The organism is Sphingopyxis sp. Soil_C_28 (assembly GCF_057657055.1).
Genome location: NZ_JBDGJE010000002.1, coordinates 958,550 through 971,475, shown reverse-complemented (window position 1 = coordinate 971,475; position 12,926 = coordinate 958,550). Strand labels below are relative to the sequence as shown.

At 61.2% G+C, this 12,926-nt stretch carries 11 protein-coding genes; 9 read left to right on the top strand and 2 right to left on the bottom strand.

Translation table 11 applies throughout. From position 1 onward, the window contains the following. Positions 1–98 precede the first annotated feature (98 nt). The 6 genes from AC3A43_RS12965 to AC3A43_RS12940 all read left to right on the top strand — a co-directional run bounded on the left by AC3A43_RS12965 (position 99) and on the right by AC3A43_RS12940 (position 7,278). Entirely contained in the window at positions 99–551 is a 453-nt protein-coding gene (locus tag AC3A43_RS12965) for a GatB/YqeY domain-containing protein (RefSeq protein ID WP_487792941.1), read from the top strand. A 91-nt stretch (positions 552–642) separates the two neighbouring features. Beyond that, positions 643–2,475, top strand: a complete 1,833-nt coding sequence (dnaG, locus tag AC3A43_RS12960) for a DNA primase (RefSeq protein ID WP_487792940.1) — start codon at positions 643–645, stop codon at positions 2,473–2,475. Positions 2,476–2,704: 229 nt separating this feature from the next. Then, positions 2,705–4,732 (top strand): RNA polymerase sigma factor RpoD, encoded by a 2,028-nt coding sequence (rpoD, locus tag AC3A43_RS12955; protein ID WP_487792939.1) that lies wholly within the window; start codon positions 2,705–2,707, stop codon positions 4,730–4,732. Positions 4,733–5,110: 378 nt separating this feature from the next. Continuing rightward, on the top strand, positions 5,111–5,407 hold the full coding sequence (locus AC3A43_RS12950) for a PspC domain-containing protein (RefSeq protein WP_487792938.1): 297 nt from the start codon (positions 5,111–5,113) through the stop codon (positions 5,405–5,407). Positions 5,408–5,670: 263 nt separating this feature from the next. Continuing rightward, positions 5,671–6,342, top strand: coding sequence for a DUF6975 family protein (locus AC3A43_RS12945; RefSeq protein WP_487792937.1), 672 nt, complete (start codon positions 5,671–5,673; stop codon positions 6,340–6,342). Positions 6,343–6,432: 90 nt separating this feature from the next. Further along, positions 6,433–7,278 (top strand): AAA family ATPase, encoded by an 846-nt coding sequence (locus AC3A43_RS12940; RefSeq protein ID WP_447761464.1) that lies wholly within the window; start codon positions 6,433–6,435, stop codon positions 7,276–7,278. 8 nt (positions 7,279–7,286) lie between these two features. Here AC3A43_RS12940 and AC3A43_RS12935 read toward each other — a convergent pair whose 3' ends face one another. After that, positions 7,287–8,684: a methyl-accepting chemotaxis protein gene (locus AC3A43_RS12935; protein WP_487792936.1), complete on the bottom strand. Its 1,398-nt coding sequence runs from the start codon at positions 8,682–8,684 to the stop codon at positions 7,287–7,289. 129 nt (positions 8,685–8,813) lie between these two features. Here AC3A43_RS12935 and AC3A43_RS12930 point away from each other — a divergent pair, with 129 nt between their 5' ends. Genes AC3A43_RS12930 through AC3A43_RS12920 form a run of 3 tightly spaced genes read left to right on the top strand, consistent with a single transcriptional unit; the run spans position 8,814 to position 11,683 of the window. Then, a complete protein-coding gene (locus AC3A43_RS12930; RefSeq protein ID WP_310085339.1) occupies positions 8,814–9,992 on the top strand; it encodes a vWA domain-containing protein in 1,179 nt (392 codons plus the stop codon). 31 nt (positions 9,993–10,023) lie between these two features. Then, positions 10,024–10,830, top strand: a complete 807-nt coding sequence (locus AC3A43_RS12925) for a lipid II flippase Amj family protein (RefSeq protein WP_487792935.1) — start codon at positions 10,024–10,026, stop codon at positions 10,828–10,830. Next, positions 10,823–11,683, top strand: a complete 861-nt coding sequence (locus AC3A43_RS12920; RefSeq protein WP_487792934.1) for a DUF817 domain-containing protein — start codon at positions 10,823–10,825, stop codon at positions 11,681–11,683. Before AC3A43_RS12925 ends, AC3A43_RS12920 begins: the two co-directional genes overlap by 8 nt. Here AC3A43_RS12920 and AC3A43_RS12915 read toward each other — a convergent pair. Continuing rightward, on the bottom strand, positions 11,680–12,924 hold the full coding sequence (locus tag AC3A43_RS12915) for a M24 family metallopeptidase (protein WP_487793052.1): 1,245 nt from the start codon (positions 12,922–12,924) through the stop codon (positions 11,680–11,682). The genes AC3A43_RS12920 and AC3A43_RS12915 overlap by 4 nt on opposite strands. Positions 12,925–12,926: the final 2 nt, after the last annotated feature.

The following is a 12,926-nucleotide window of genomic DNA, read 5'->3' as shown; positions in this document are numbered from 1 at the left end:
ACCAAGTAGGCGGCAAAAAAGTGATTCACAAGCTATCGGATTTGGAATCTTGGCGCTAGAGAGGGCCTTTCCGAAATTTGCAGCGCATGGGGACACGTATGATTCGTGACGACATCAAGGCTGCGCAGGTCGCCGCGATGAAAAGCGGCGACAAGGCGCGGCTCGGCACCATCCGGCTGATGCTGGCCAAGATCAAGGACAAGGACATCGAACTCCGGACCGGCACCCCGCCGGCCGACGACAATGTGCTGGTCACCGACGTGCTGCAGAAAATGGTGAAGCAGCGCCGCGAGTCGATTGCCATGTATGAACAGGGCAACCGCCAGGAACTCGCCGATATCGAGGCGGCCGAGGTCGTGGTGATCGAAGGCTTTCTGCCCGCGCAACTTTCCGACGATGACGCGACCGCCGCGATCAAGGCGATCGTGGTCGAGCTGGGCGCCGAGAGCCTGAAAGACATGGGCAAGGTGATGGCCGCGGTGAAGGACCGGCTTGGGAGCCAGCTCGATATGAGCAAGGCGTCGGGCTGGGTGAAGGCGGCGTTGAGCTGAATTTTCGCGCGAAATCATAATGGCCGGACGAGATTTATCCTGTCCGGCGCATTTTCTCGACTTCATGCAACGCGTACGGCATTAATGTACCATGTCGCTTTCACCCCAATGGCTGGATGAACTCCGATCCCGGATCACGCTGTCCACCCTAATCGGGAGGACGGTGAAGGTCACGCGTGCTGGACGCGAGTATAAAGCCTGCTGTCCTTTCCACAACGAGAAGACACCAAGCTTCACAATTAACGATGAAAAAGGCTTTTATCACTGCTTCGGTTGTGGAGCCCACGGAGATGCGATCCGCTGGATGACGGATCAACGTGGCCTTTCTTTTATGGATGGGGTGAAGGAACTTGCCGCCGAAGCCGGCATGGAAGTTCCCGCTGCCGATCCGCGGGCCGCAAAGAAAGCTGAGGAACAGGCGAGCCTGCGCGACGTCATGCAAGCGGCGGCGGACTGGTTCACCCAGCAACTCGCGAGCAGCAACGGCGCGCCCGCACGCGACTATGTGGTCAAGCGCGGTATCTCCGAAACAACGCGGGAGGCGTTTAGCTTTGGACTCGCGCCCGAAAGCCGCAGCGCACTAAAGGAAGCGCTTAAGCGGTTTCCTACGGCGATGCTTGTCGAAGCCGGCCTCCTCATTGCGGTGGAGGACAAGGAACCCTACGACCGATTCCGCGGCCGCCTGATGATCCCGATCCGCGATGCGCGCGGCCGCGTCATTGCGTTCGGCGGCCGCATTTTGGGCGACGGCGAGCCCAAATATCTCAACTCGCCAGACACGCCACTGTTCGACAAAGGCCGCACGCTTTTCAATCTCGATAAGGCGAGTCCGGCGTCACGTCAGACAAAACGTGTCATCGTTGTCGAGGGGTATATGGACGTTATCGTCCTCGCCCAGGCTGGCATCGCTGATGCTGTGGCTCCACTAGGAACCGCACTCACAGAAGCCCAGCTTGGCCTGCTTTGGCGGATGGTCGATACCCCTATTCTGTGTTTTGATGGCGACAATGCTGGAAGCAAGGCCGCCAAACGAGCAGCACATCTCGCCATCAGGACGTTACAGAGCGGGAAAACGGTACAGATCGCACAGCTTCCGGCTGGCATGGACCCTGACGACGTCGTTCGGCAAAGTGGCGTTGGAGCTTTTGAAAAGCATCTGGAAGATGCCTTGCCTCTCGCCGAGTTTACCTATCAAGCTACCTTCCTTGAATCGGATAGCCGATTGCCGGAAGGCCGCATCACGCTCCAGACTTCTTTAAACGAAATATCGGATTCGGCTCCCGATCCCATCATGAAGAGCGAATATCGAAGGTGGTTTAAGGATCGCTTTTACCAAGACTTTGGCTGGAACTCACAAAATCGGCACATCATTCAACAAAGCGTCGTTGCCACCTCCCCAAAGATGGATATCGCGCTCTACAACTCTTATATCCGGAACGCATTTCACGCGGCGTCGCGGTTCCCTCAATTCATATACAATAATATCGAGGCACTATCCCGGATCCCAATACCTGATAGTGGCAAGTTCGATGTGCTAAAGCGTTGGCAGGACGAAATTTGCGATTTCATTTTTCATAATGGCGGATCGGACGACAATGCTATCGCGCAAATTATTGCACGAGGCGAGTATGATTCCATCAATAGGCATAATCTGCAAATAGACTTACGGTTTCCGTGGGATACGAACCCTTCTCTGGTTGAAAAAAGACTTCCCCAATTCATAGATTTCCTCTCGATTGAGGCCGACCTCAATATGGAACTTGAGAGGCTCAATCAGCAACTCATGATGGACTTCTCGGAAGAAACATATCGCGCTGTCCAGCACCGTCGCCAACTTCTTTGGAAGGAACGGACACGCCTATTTGGCGACGCTCTCGATTGGATGGATACGTCCAACGCCCAGATGGAGGCCGGTCAGGCTTGACAACGTAAAGCGTCAAGAAGGGCTTGATTGTGAGGGGTTGCTTGCCATATTGGCGGCAATGAAAGTGTATAATAGGGCGACGACATTGCTCAGAGCCGACGGACAGCACTTCTCATCCAATCGATGGCTGGAAAGCGACAGGGGCTAGCGCGGCGCAGAAAACTGCTATGCTCGACCTCGTGACGCGCAGTCCGAAAGACTCACTTTTGCCCCAAGGCAAGGAACAAGAATGGCCACCAAAAGCACCGCCGCCGATACCGATACCGACACCGACGGCCCGCTGATCGACCTCAACGAGGCCGACGTCAAAAAGCTGATCGCGCGCGGCAAGAAGCGCGGTTACCTGACCTATGACGAGCTGAATGCGGCGCTGCCGCAGGACGAGATGTCGTCCGAGCAGATCGAGGATATCATGTCGGCAATCTCCGACATGGGCATCAACATCGTCGAAAGCGACGAAGATGTGCAGGAAGAGGCCGACGCCGAACCCGACGACGAAGTCGATGTCAGCGCCGGCACCGGTTCGGTTTCGAACCCCGCGATCGAAAAGAAGAAGGAAACGGTCGATCGCACCGACGATCCCGTTCGCATGTACCTGCGCGAAATGGGCGCCGTCGAACTGCTCAGCCGCGAAGGCGAAATCGCGATCGCGAAGCGCATCGAGGCAGGCCGCGACACGATGATCCTCGGGCTGTGCGAGAGCCCGCTGACCTTTAACGCGATCATCGACTGGTCGAACGCGCTGAACAATGGCGAGATGCAGCTGCGCGAGATCGTCGATCTCGAAGCCATGCTCTCGAAAGACCCGGTTCCAGAGAATCTCGAAGAAGAAGGCGCCGAAGACAACGGCGAAATCAGCGAAAAGACCGCTGGCGTCTCGTTCAAGGACGAGGACGAGGTCGAGGAAGAGCCCGCGGCCGACGCGGACGATGAGAATGGCGAAGGATCGTCGGGCAAGCGCGAAACCTTCGAAGAGGATGAGGAAGACAACACCCTCAGCCTCGCCGCGATGGAAGAGTTGCTGAAGCCCGACGCGCTCGAAAAATTCGCGAACATCACAAAGAGCTTCAAGGCCTTCTCGAAACTACAGGACGCGCGCCTAGAAGCGCTGTCGACCGCAGGCGAATTCCCTGCGGCGTCGGAAAAGAAGTACCACAAGCTGCGCGAGGAACTCACCGCGCAGGTCGAGAGCGTTCAGTTCCACAACGCCAAGATCGAATATCTCGTCGATCAGCTCTACAGCTACAACCGCCGCCTGACCGCGCTGGGCGGCCAGATGCTGCGCCTTGCCGAACGCCACAAAGTGCCGCGCAAGTCGTTCCTCGACAATTATGTCGGGCGTGAGTTGGAAGAGAATTGGATCGACAGTGTCAGCGGGCTCGACAAGAAATGGGCCGCCTTCGCCGAGAATGAAGCCGGTGCAGTCGATCGCATCCGCATCGAGATTTCGGAAATCGCGCAAGCCGCGGGCATGAGCCTGACCGAATTTCGCCGCGTCGTGAACATGGTCCAGAAGGGCGAGCGCGAAGCGCGTATCGCCAAGAAGGAAATGGTCGAAGCGAACCTGCGTCTCGTGATCTCGATCGCCAAAAAATATACGAACCGCGGCCTGCAGTTCCTCGACCTCATTCAGGAAGGCAATATCGGCCTGATGAAGGCCGTCGACAAATTCGAATATCGCCGCGGCTACAAATTCTCGACCTATGCGACCTGGTGGATCCGGCAGGCGATCACCCGCAGCATTGCGGATCAGGCAAGAACGATCCGCATCCCGGTCCACATGATTGAGACGATCAACAAGCTGGTCCGTTGCAGCCGCCAGTTCCTCCACGAAAGCGGCCGCGAGCCGACGCCCGAGGAAATGGCCGAGCGTCTGTCGATGCCGCTCGAAAAGGTCCGCAAGGTGATGAAGATCGCCAAGGAGCCGATCAGCCTCGAAACGCCGATCGGCGACGAGGAAGACAGCCACCTCGGCGATTTCATCGAGGACAAGAATGCGGTCATCCCGGTCGATGCCGCGGTGCAGTCGAACCTCAAGGAAACGGTGACCCGCGTTTTGGCGTCGCTTACCCCGCGTGAGGAACGTGTTCTGCGCATGCGCTTCGGCATCGGGATGAACACGGACCACACGCTGGAGGAAGTCGGCCAGCAGTTCAGCGTGACGCGCGAACGTATCCGCCAGATCGAGGCGAAGGCGCTTCGCAAGCTGAAGCATCCGTCGCGCAGCCGCAAGATGCGCAGCTTCCTCGACCAGTAAGCCCTTCGGGTCTTTCGGACATGAGACACCCCGCCCTCACCGGCGGGGTGTTTTGTTTTGCACTTTGGATCAAAGCCTTGCCCCGATGCTGCACCGCACAATTTTTGTGCCCCAGCTTCTTTAAATCTTCACAATCATGCCCCAGATAGCCGGCGTCATCGCGATGCGGAGGGCTTCATGACCGGTTCAGGCGCCACCCATCAAATGGCAACCGTTCCCACTCGATGGGAATTGATTCACGATCCAGAGCAGGCGGTCCGACGCGGCTGACGCGAAAAAGCTTGGAAATTTGGGAACTGCGTAAATTGGCACGCCCTTTGCGATGCATTCGGCATCGGCGCGGGGCAGTGCCCGCCGCCCAAGGGAAAGACAAAAAAGATGGAAAACGAAACCACCAACCTCTTCCGCCGCCACGACACCTTCTTCGGTATCTGTGAGGCCGTTGGCCAGGACTTCGGCTTCAACCCACTGTGGCTGCGCCTCGCCTTTGTCGCGCCGCTCTTCTTCTTCCCCGTGCAGACCTTTGCCGGCTATTTCGGCCTTGGCATCGTGGTGCTGGCTTCGCGGCTGCTCTTTCCGGCCAAGACCATCGCAACCGCCCGGTCCGAAGCTGGTCCGGTCGAACCCGCCGCACGGCAAATCGACCAGACCGAGGACCTCGCGCTCGCAGCGTAAGAACAGAATCGGCCGGACACGCACTCTCCCCGAGTCCGGCCACTCCGCTCCAACGGTGTCCCCGGGCGCCATGGATGGGACCGGCAAGCTTCCCCCGGGGCTTGCCGGTCCCTCTGCATCTGGCTTTTGTCCCTGACTGGAACACTCGCGATGCAAATCAAACGCCGCGCATAAACGCGACGTTTACGACGTTGCTCTAAGACTGATCGCTGTAATTCCATTGGCTTGGGTCGTAGCGCCCCCGCCACAGCGAGGATCAAGCGTTGAGCCAGTCGACCCAGCCCCAGGCGCAGACGCGCGGCGTCGCCGAACTGCTCGATTCGCTGGTCGCCAGCGATGGCACCGGCGCGCATCCGCACGTCCGCTCGGGCGCGCTGTCGAGTGGGCCCGAGGCGATGCGGAACCTCGCCGACGCCGTCCACTTTCTTTGCCTCCTCCACGGCCGTTATCCGGGCGTGATCGACAATGCCGCGCGCAAGGCGGTCGACCCGGCATCGCGTCAGTGGATGGACGAAGCGGCCAACGCCTTTGTGCAGGAACGTGCCTTCCTGACGAAAATCGCCTCCGCCGTCGGCCCCGTGCCAAGCACCCAAGGTCAGGCGCAATGCGAAGCCGCGGTCGCCGCGCAGCGCAAGGCGATCGACATGCTCGCCGAGTCGGATCGCCACGGCTGTGCCGTCGGCGCGGCGATCGCGCTGACCCTCGACTGGCGGACGATTCGCGTCCTGCTCGACATCAGCGCGCTGCGGCTCGACCTGACCCCGCCGACCTGCACCCTGCCCGACCTACGCGACACCGCACGGCTCGCCGGAACCGTCGCCGATACCCCCGCGGTCGAACGCGCGATGGTGTTCGGCGCGCAGCAGCTGATCACCCAGCACAGCGGCCTGTGGGATCTGATGGCCGCTCGCACAGCGAGTCGCGCGCACAGCTGATCGCGCTCCGCGAGACCGCGGCACGCTTGCGCCGGCTCCCCGCCCCCGCTATGCCCGCTTGACGTTCACGTTAAGGGAAGGCAGCGACGCATGCGTTTCGAAGGTACCAGCGCCTATATCGCCACCGACGACCTGAAGGTCGCGGTCAACGCCGCGACATTGCTGCGCCGCCCGCTGCTCGTGAAGGGCGAACCCGGCACCGGCAAGACCGTGCTGGCTGAGGAAATCGCCAAGGCGTTCGACGCGCCGCTGATCACCTGGAACATCAAGTCGACGACCAAGGCGCAGCAGGGCCTCTACGAATATGACGCGGTCGCGCGTCTGCGCGACGGCCAGCTCGGCGAAGAGCGCGTCCACGATATCCGCAACTATATCCGCAAGGGCAAATTGTGGGAGGCGTTCACCTCGCCCAAGCTCCCCGTGCTGCTGATCGACGAGATCGACAAGGCCGATATCGAATTCCCGAACGACCTGCTCCAGGAACTCGATCGCATGGCGTTTCATGTCTATGAGACCGACGAGACGGTGACCGCAAAGGAACGCCCGATCGTCGTCATCACCTCGAACAATGAAAAGGAACTGCCCGACGCCTTCCTGCGCCGCTGTTTCTTTCACTATATCAAGTTCCCCGACCGCGACACGATGGCGTCGATCGTCGATGTCCATTTCCCGGGCATCCAGAAGACGCTGGTCAGCCGCGCGATGGATATCTTCTACGAAGTGCGCGACGTTCCGGGCCTCAAGAAAAAGCCCTCGACGAGCGAGCTGATCGACTGGCTGAAGCTGCTGCTCAACGAAGATATGCCGCTCGAGGTCCTGCAGAACCGCGACGTCGGCAAGGCGATCCCGCCGCTCCACGGCGCGCTGCTCAAGAACGAGCAGGATGTGATGCTGTTCGAGAAGCTGGCATTTATGGCGCGACGTCAGGGCAGCTAAGGCGCCCGTCAGAGCTGGTATGCCACCTCGACATCGCCCCAGCGGCGGCCGTTGATGATCGCGGGCATATAGACGTTGCGCACCGTCAGATAATTGATGCCGTCGCCTTCCTGGCGATACACCGTCATGAAAAAGGGCGCGGTGCTGCGCTTTGCTGCGGCGTCGGTCTCGTCATAGAGCAGGCGGCCGTTGCGGCAGTGCGCCGTATCATGCTCGAGGTCGCCGGTCGGCGCGCGCGAGCATTCGGTGATATGCGTGGGCAGAAAGCCGTTCATGTCGCCCGCCGACGACATCTTGATCTCGGGATGATTGGCCACGACGCGGTCGAACAGCGGGCGCCAGTTTGCATCGGCCCAGTCGCAGAGAGTCGTGCGGAAGCGTTCGGGGTTCGAATTCGGCACGCGGACATATTTGGTGTCGAACAATTGCTCCATCGTCAGTTCACCGCGCGCAACCGCGGTTTCGGCCAGCCCAACGAATTCGTCGCGAACCTTTGCCGCCAATTCGACAATCGCTGAATCCTGCGGTGATACGCCCGCCGAGATCACGGCGTTGAACATGCGGTTCGATACATGCTCCATCGACAGGATCGAATCGCGCGTACCGACCAAGGTTGAACTATTGTCGCGGACCGACCCCACGACGCGGTCGAGCGCTTCGCGCACCTTGGCGCCATTGGCATGCACCATCGCGGAGCTTTGCGCGATGCGGTCGCTCTGATCGTCGAGCAGCGCGACGAGATGTGTCGCATCGTGCAGCGCGTCGGTAATTGTCTCGAATTGCGCCTCGGCACGGCTCGACTGTTCGACGCCCGACTGGATTTCGGTGACGAGCCCGCTCGCCTCGGCGGCGAGGCTGCCGATGCTACGGCGGATTTCGTCGGTGGCGCCGCGCGTGTTCTGCGCGAGCTTTTTCACCTCGGCGGCAACGACCGCAAAGGTGCGGCCGGCATCGCCCGCGCGCTCGGCCTCGATCGCGGCATTGAGCGCGAGCATGTTCGTGGTCTTGGCGATCGACTCGATCGACTGGCTGACCTGCTGGACCTGCTCCATCACCGCGGCGAAATTGGTGACGTGCTGACCCAGCCGCGCGACCAGATCGATGACCGAACGGAATTCGGTGACCGCGGCGTTGACGCGCTCGGCGCCGGTATCGAGCTGTTCACAGGCGCGCGCCGACAGGATTTTCGCCTCGTCGGTCGAATCGGCGATCTGGCGCTGATCGGCCTCGAGGCTGACGACATAGTCTTCGAGTCGGCCGAGCTCGCCGATCTGCCGGTCCATCTGGTCGGTCGCGCGCTTGATCCGTCCCGCGGCATCGCTGCACCCCACGGCCAGTTCGCCGCAATCGCTTGCGACCGACTGGTCGAGTATCTGTGCCGCCGGATTGATCGGATCGAATTTCATTGGCTTGCCCGCGTCCCTATATGATCGCGAAGCTATGCCCAACATTGGTTAACGGGGCGTCAACTCGCCGCCGCTTTACGTTCACGTAAAGTGATTGCGCCGACGGCGCGAACGCGATACGCCTGCCCCATGTTTTTCGGCTTTCTCGACGAGCTCCGCGCCGCAGGCATCCCCGCCAGCCTGAAAGAGCATCTGATGCTGCTGGAGGCGCTCGACCGCGAGGTGATCGACCGCAGCCCCGAGCAATTCTATTACCTGTCCCGCGCGATCTACGTGAAGGATGAAGGCCTGCTCGACCGCTTCGATCAGGTGTTCAACAAGGTCTTCAAGGGCATCATTTCCGATTATGGCCAGAACCCGGTCGATGTGCCCGCCGATTGGCTGAAAGCCGTCGCCGAGAAATTCCTGACGCCCGAGGAAATGGCCGCGATCGAATCGCTCGGCGACTGGGACAAGATCATGGAGACGCTGAAAGAGCGGCTCGAGGAACAGCAGAAGCGCCACGAGGGCGGCAGCAAGTGGATCGGCACCGGCGGCACCTCGCCCTTCGGCAATTCGGGCTACAATCCCGAGGGTGTCCGCATTGGCGGCGAGAGCAAGCATAAGCGCGCGCTGAAGGTCTGGGAAAAGCGCGAGTTCGCCAATCTCGACAACACCAAGGAGCTTGGCACCCGCAACATCAAGATCGCGCTGCGCCGCCTGCGCAAATTCGCGCGCGAAGGCGCGGCGGACGAGCTTGATATTCCGGGCACGATCGACGGCACCGCGCGGCAGGGCTGGCTCGACATCAAGATGCGCCCCGAACGGCGCAACGCGGTCAAGCTGCTGCTGTTCCTCGACGTCGGTGGGTCGATGGATCCGTTCATCAAGCTCTGCGAAGAATTGTTCAGCGCCGCGACGACCGAGTTCAAGAATCTCGAATTCTTCTATTTCCACAATTGCCCGTACGAAGGGGTGTGGAAGGACAACAAGCGCCGCTGGTCCGAACGCCACCAGATGTGGGACATCCTCCACAAATATGGCCATGATTATAAAGTCATATTCGTCGGCGACGCGTCGATGAGCGCCTATGAAATCACGCATCCGGGCGGCAGCGTGGAGCATTTCAACGAAGAGTCCGGCGCGGTCTGGCTCGGCCGGATCACAAAAGTCTATCCCGCCGCGGTCTGGCTCAATCCGGTGCCGGAGGCGCATTGGGGCTACACCCAGTCGGTGAAGCTGATCAAACAGCTGATGAACGACCGCATGTATCCGCTCAGCCTTGCCGGACTGGACGATGCGATGCGCGAGCTGACGCGAAAGCATTGACGCGGCGTGGGCGGGCGCTAGGGGCGCGAAGATGATCGACCTACCCCTCGTCACCATCCTGCTCCTCACCGGCTTCATCAACCTGATCGGCGCGCTCGCCTATGCCGCGCGCATCGCCGGGGTCCGTACGCGGCGGATTGCGATGTCGTTCGCGCTGTTCAACATCCTGGTGCTCTTCTCGCGCACCTCGAACAGCTTCCTCGGCCCCTTCCTCGCCAAGCGGATCGAGACGCGCATCCACGACGGCAGCGGGGCCTCGCTGTTCATCGACATGCAGTTCGTGCTGGCGGCGGCGAGCGTCGCGACGCTTATCGGCATTCTGCTGGTGCCCACCGGGCAGCGCATGTTTGCGACGGCAATCGGCTGGTACCAAACCAATCGCTCGACGACCAAACTTGCACTCAAGGCGATGAGCCCGAGCGGATTTCGCACCATCCGTCAGTCCATCCGGTTCCCCGGCATAGCCCATCTGCGCAGCTGGCATATGCCGAAGGGGATCAGCTGGGGCGTGCTGATCGCCAACTGCCTTGCGCAATCGCTGCTCGCGGTCGGCGTCGTCGCGTCGCTCTATGCCGGCTATCTGGCGCCCGAATTCCGCGTCACCGCGTCGCAGCTGTCGGCGCTGATCAACGGCTTTGCGACGATATTGCTGTTTGCCTTTATCGATCCGCAATTGTCGGTGATGACCGACGATGCGGTCGAGGGCAAAGTCGGCGAAGGCGAGTTTCGCCGCGCGATCATGCTCATTTCACTGAGCCGCCTTGCGGGCACGATCCTCGCACAGCTGTTGCTGATGCCCGCCGCGCTGCTGATTGCCTACGTCGCCGTCCATGTCTGAACGCGAGGACGGGGCGGCTGGCGGTAACAGCCGCTTCTACGCCGTCAGGTCTCGGCTGGAGGCGATGGCGATCACGCCGGGGCCGCGCGGCTGGTTTCTCGAATTTCTTGTCTTTGGCTTCAAGCAGGGTTGGGCGTGCCTGTTCGGTGGGCTGATGCTTGCGCTGCTGCTCGGCACGCATCTGTTCTGGCCCGAGGATGCACCGCTCCACCGTTATGATGCAATCACCATCGGCGCCGTACTGATCCAGCTCGGCATGCTCGCCTTCCGGCTGGAAACACCGAAAGAAGCGATCGTCATCCTGATCTTTCACATCGTCGGCACGGTGATGGAATTGTTCAAGACCGCCGCCGGATCATGGCAATATCCCGAGGCGAGCCTGCTCCACCTCGGCGCGGTCCCGCTCTTCTCCGGCTTCATGTACGCCGCGGTCGGCAGCTACATCGCGCGCGTCTGGCGCATCTTCGACTTCCGCTACACCGGATACCCTCCGGCATGGGCAAGCTACGCCCTCGCCGCCGCGATCTATGTCAATTTCTTCGCGCACCACTGGCTACCCGACATTCGCTGGCTATTGTTCGCAGCGACCGCCCTGCTCTTTTGGCGCTGTCAGGTGTGGTTCCGCCCGCTGCATGCGCATCGCCGCATGCCCTTGCTCCTCGGCTGGGGCCTTGTCGCGCTGTTCATCTGGTTTGCCGAGAATATCGGCACGTTCGCGCGGGCGTGGACCTATCCCAGCCAGGACGATGGCTGGCACATGGTCGGCATCGACAAGCTCGGCAGTTGGTATCTCCTGATGATCATTTCGTTCGTGCTCGTCAGTTTGGTCCAGCGGCCAAAGGCGCCCGATTAACCGAATGGGTTGTCGATCGACGGCGGCGGTTCGCTAAACCATTTCGGGCCGCCGTCGGTCATGTAAAAACAATCTTCCAGCCTTATGCCGAATTCGCCGGGGATATAGATGCCGGGTTCGTTCGAGAAACACATGCCGGGCGCGAGCTTCGTCGTTTCGCCGCGCACCAGATTGACCGGCTCGTGCCCGTCGAGCCCGATGCCGTGGCCGGTGCGGTGCGAGGTGCCGGGGAGCTTATAGTCCGGACCCCAGCCGAGCCCGGCGTAATAGGCGCGCACCGCATCATCGACCTTGCCCGCCGGCGTGCCGAGCTTTGCGGCGGCAAAGGCGACATCCTGCCCCTTGCGCATCTGGTCCCATACCTGCCGCTGGCGCGCGCTCGCCTTGCCGTAGACGAAGCTGCGCGAGATGTCGGATTGATAGCCGTGGACGGTGGCGCCGCAGTCCATCAGCACGACTTCGCCACTCTTCACCGCCTGCGGCTTGCCCGACCCATGCGGATAGGCGCTCGCCTCGCCGAGCAGGATCAGTTCGAACTCGCTCTTGCCGCCAAGCGCCCTTGTCGCCGCGGCCATGATCGCACCGATGTCCGCCGGGGTCATCCCGGCTTCGACACGCGGCGCGGTGTGGCGATAGGCGGCGATGGTGATGTCGGCAGCGACCTGCATCAGCGCGATTTCGGCGGGCGATTTGTGCATCCGGCAACCGCGCACGACCGGCGCACCGTTGACCACCGTCGCGCCCGGCATCGCCTTTTCCAGCCCGTCGACGGCGAAATAGCGCACCGTTTCCTCGACGCCGATGCGGCCTTTCGCAAGGCCGCGCTTGCCAAGCCACGCAGCGACCGCCGCCAGCGGATTGTCATCCTCGTTCCACGTCAGCACCTCGGCCTCGATGCCCAGGCTCTCACGCACCGACGGTTCTTCGAAAAAAGGCGTGATGACCGCAATCTCGCCTTCGCGCGTCAGCACCGCAGCAGTCAGCCGCTCACTCCGCGACCAGCGCACGCCGGTGAAATAGATCAGGCTCGATCCCGGCTCGATCAGCAGCGCGCCGATATCGTTCGCGCGCATCAGCTCCTTCGCCTTCGCGATCCGCGCCATGCGCTCGGCCTTGCCGATAGGGGCGGCTTTCGCAGCGAGGTTGGGAAGCGCCGCCGTGTCGGCCGCGAGCACCGGGGCAGGCAAGGTCGCGGCCAACCCCCCGATTGCCGCGGTGCCCAGAAATTGCCGTCGGTGCATCA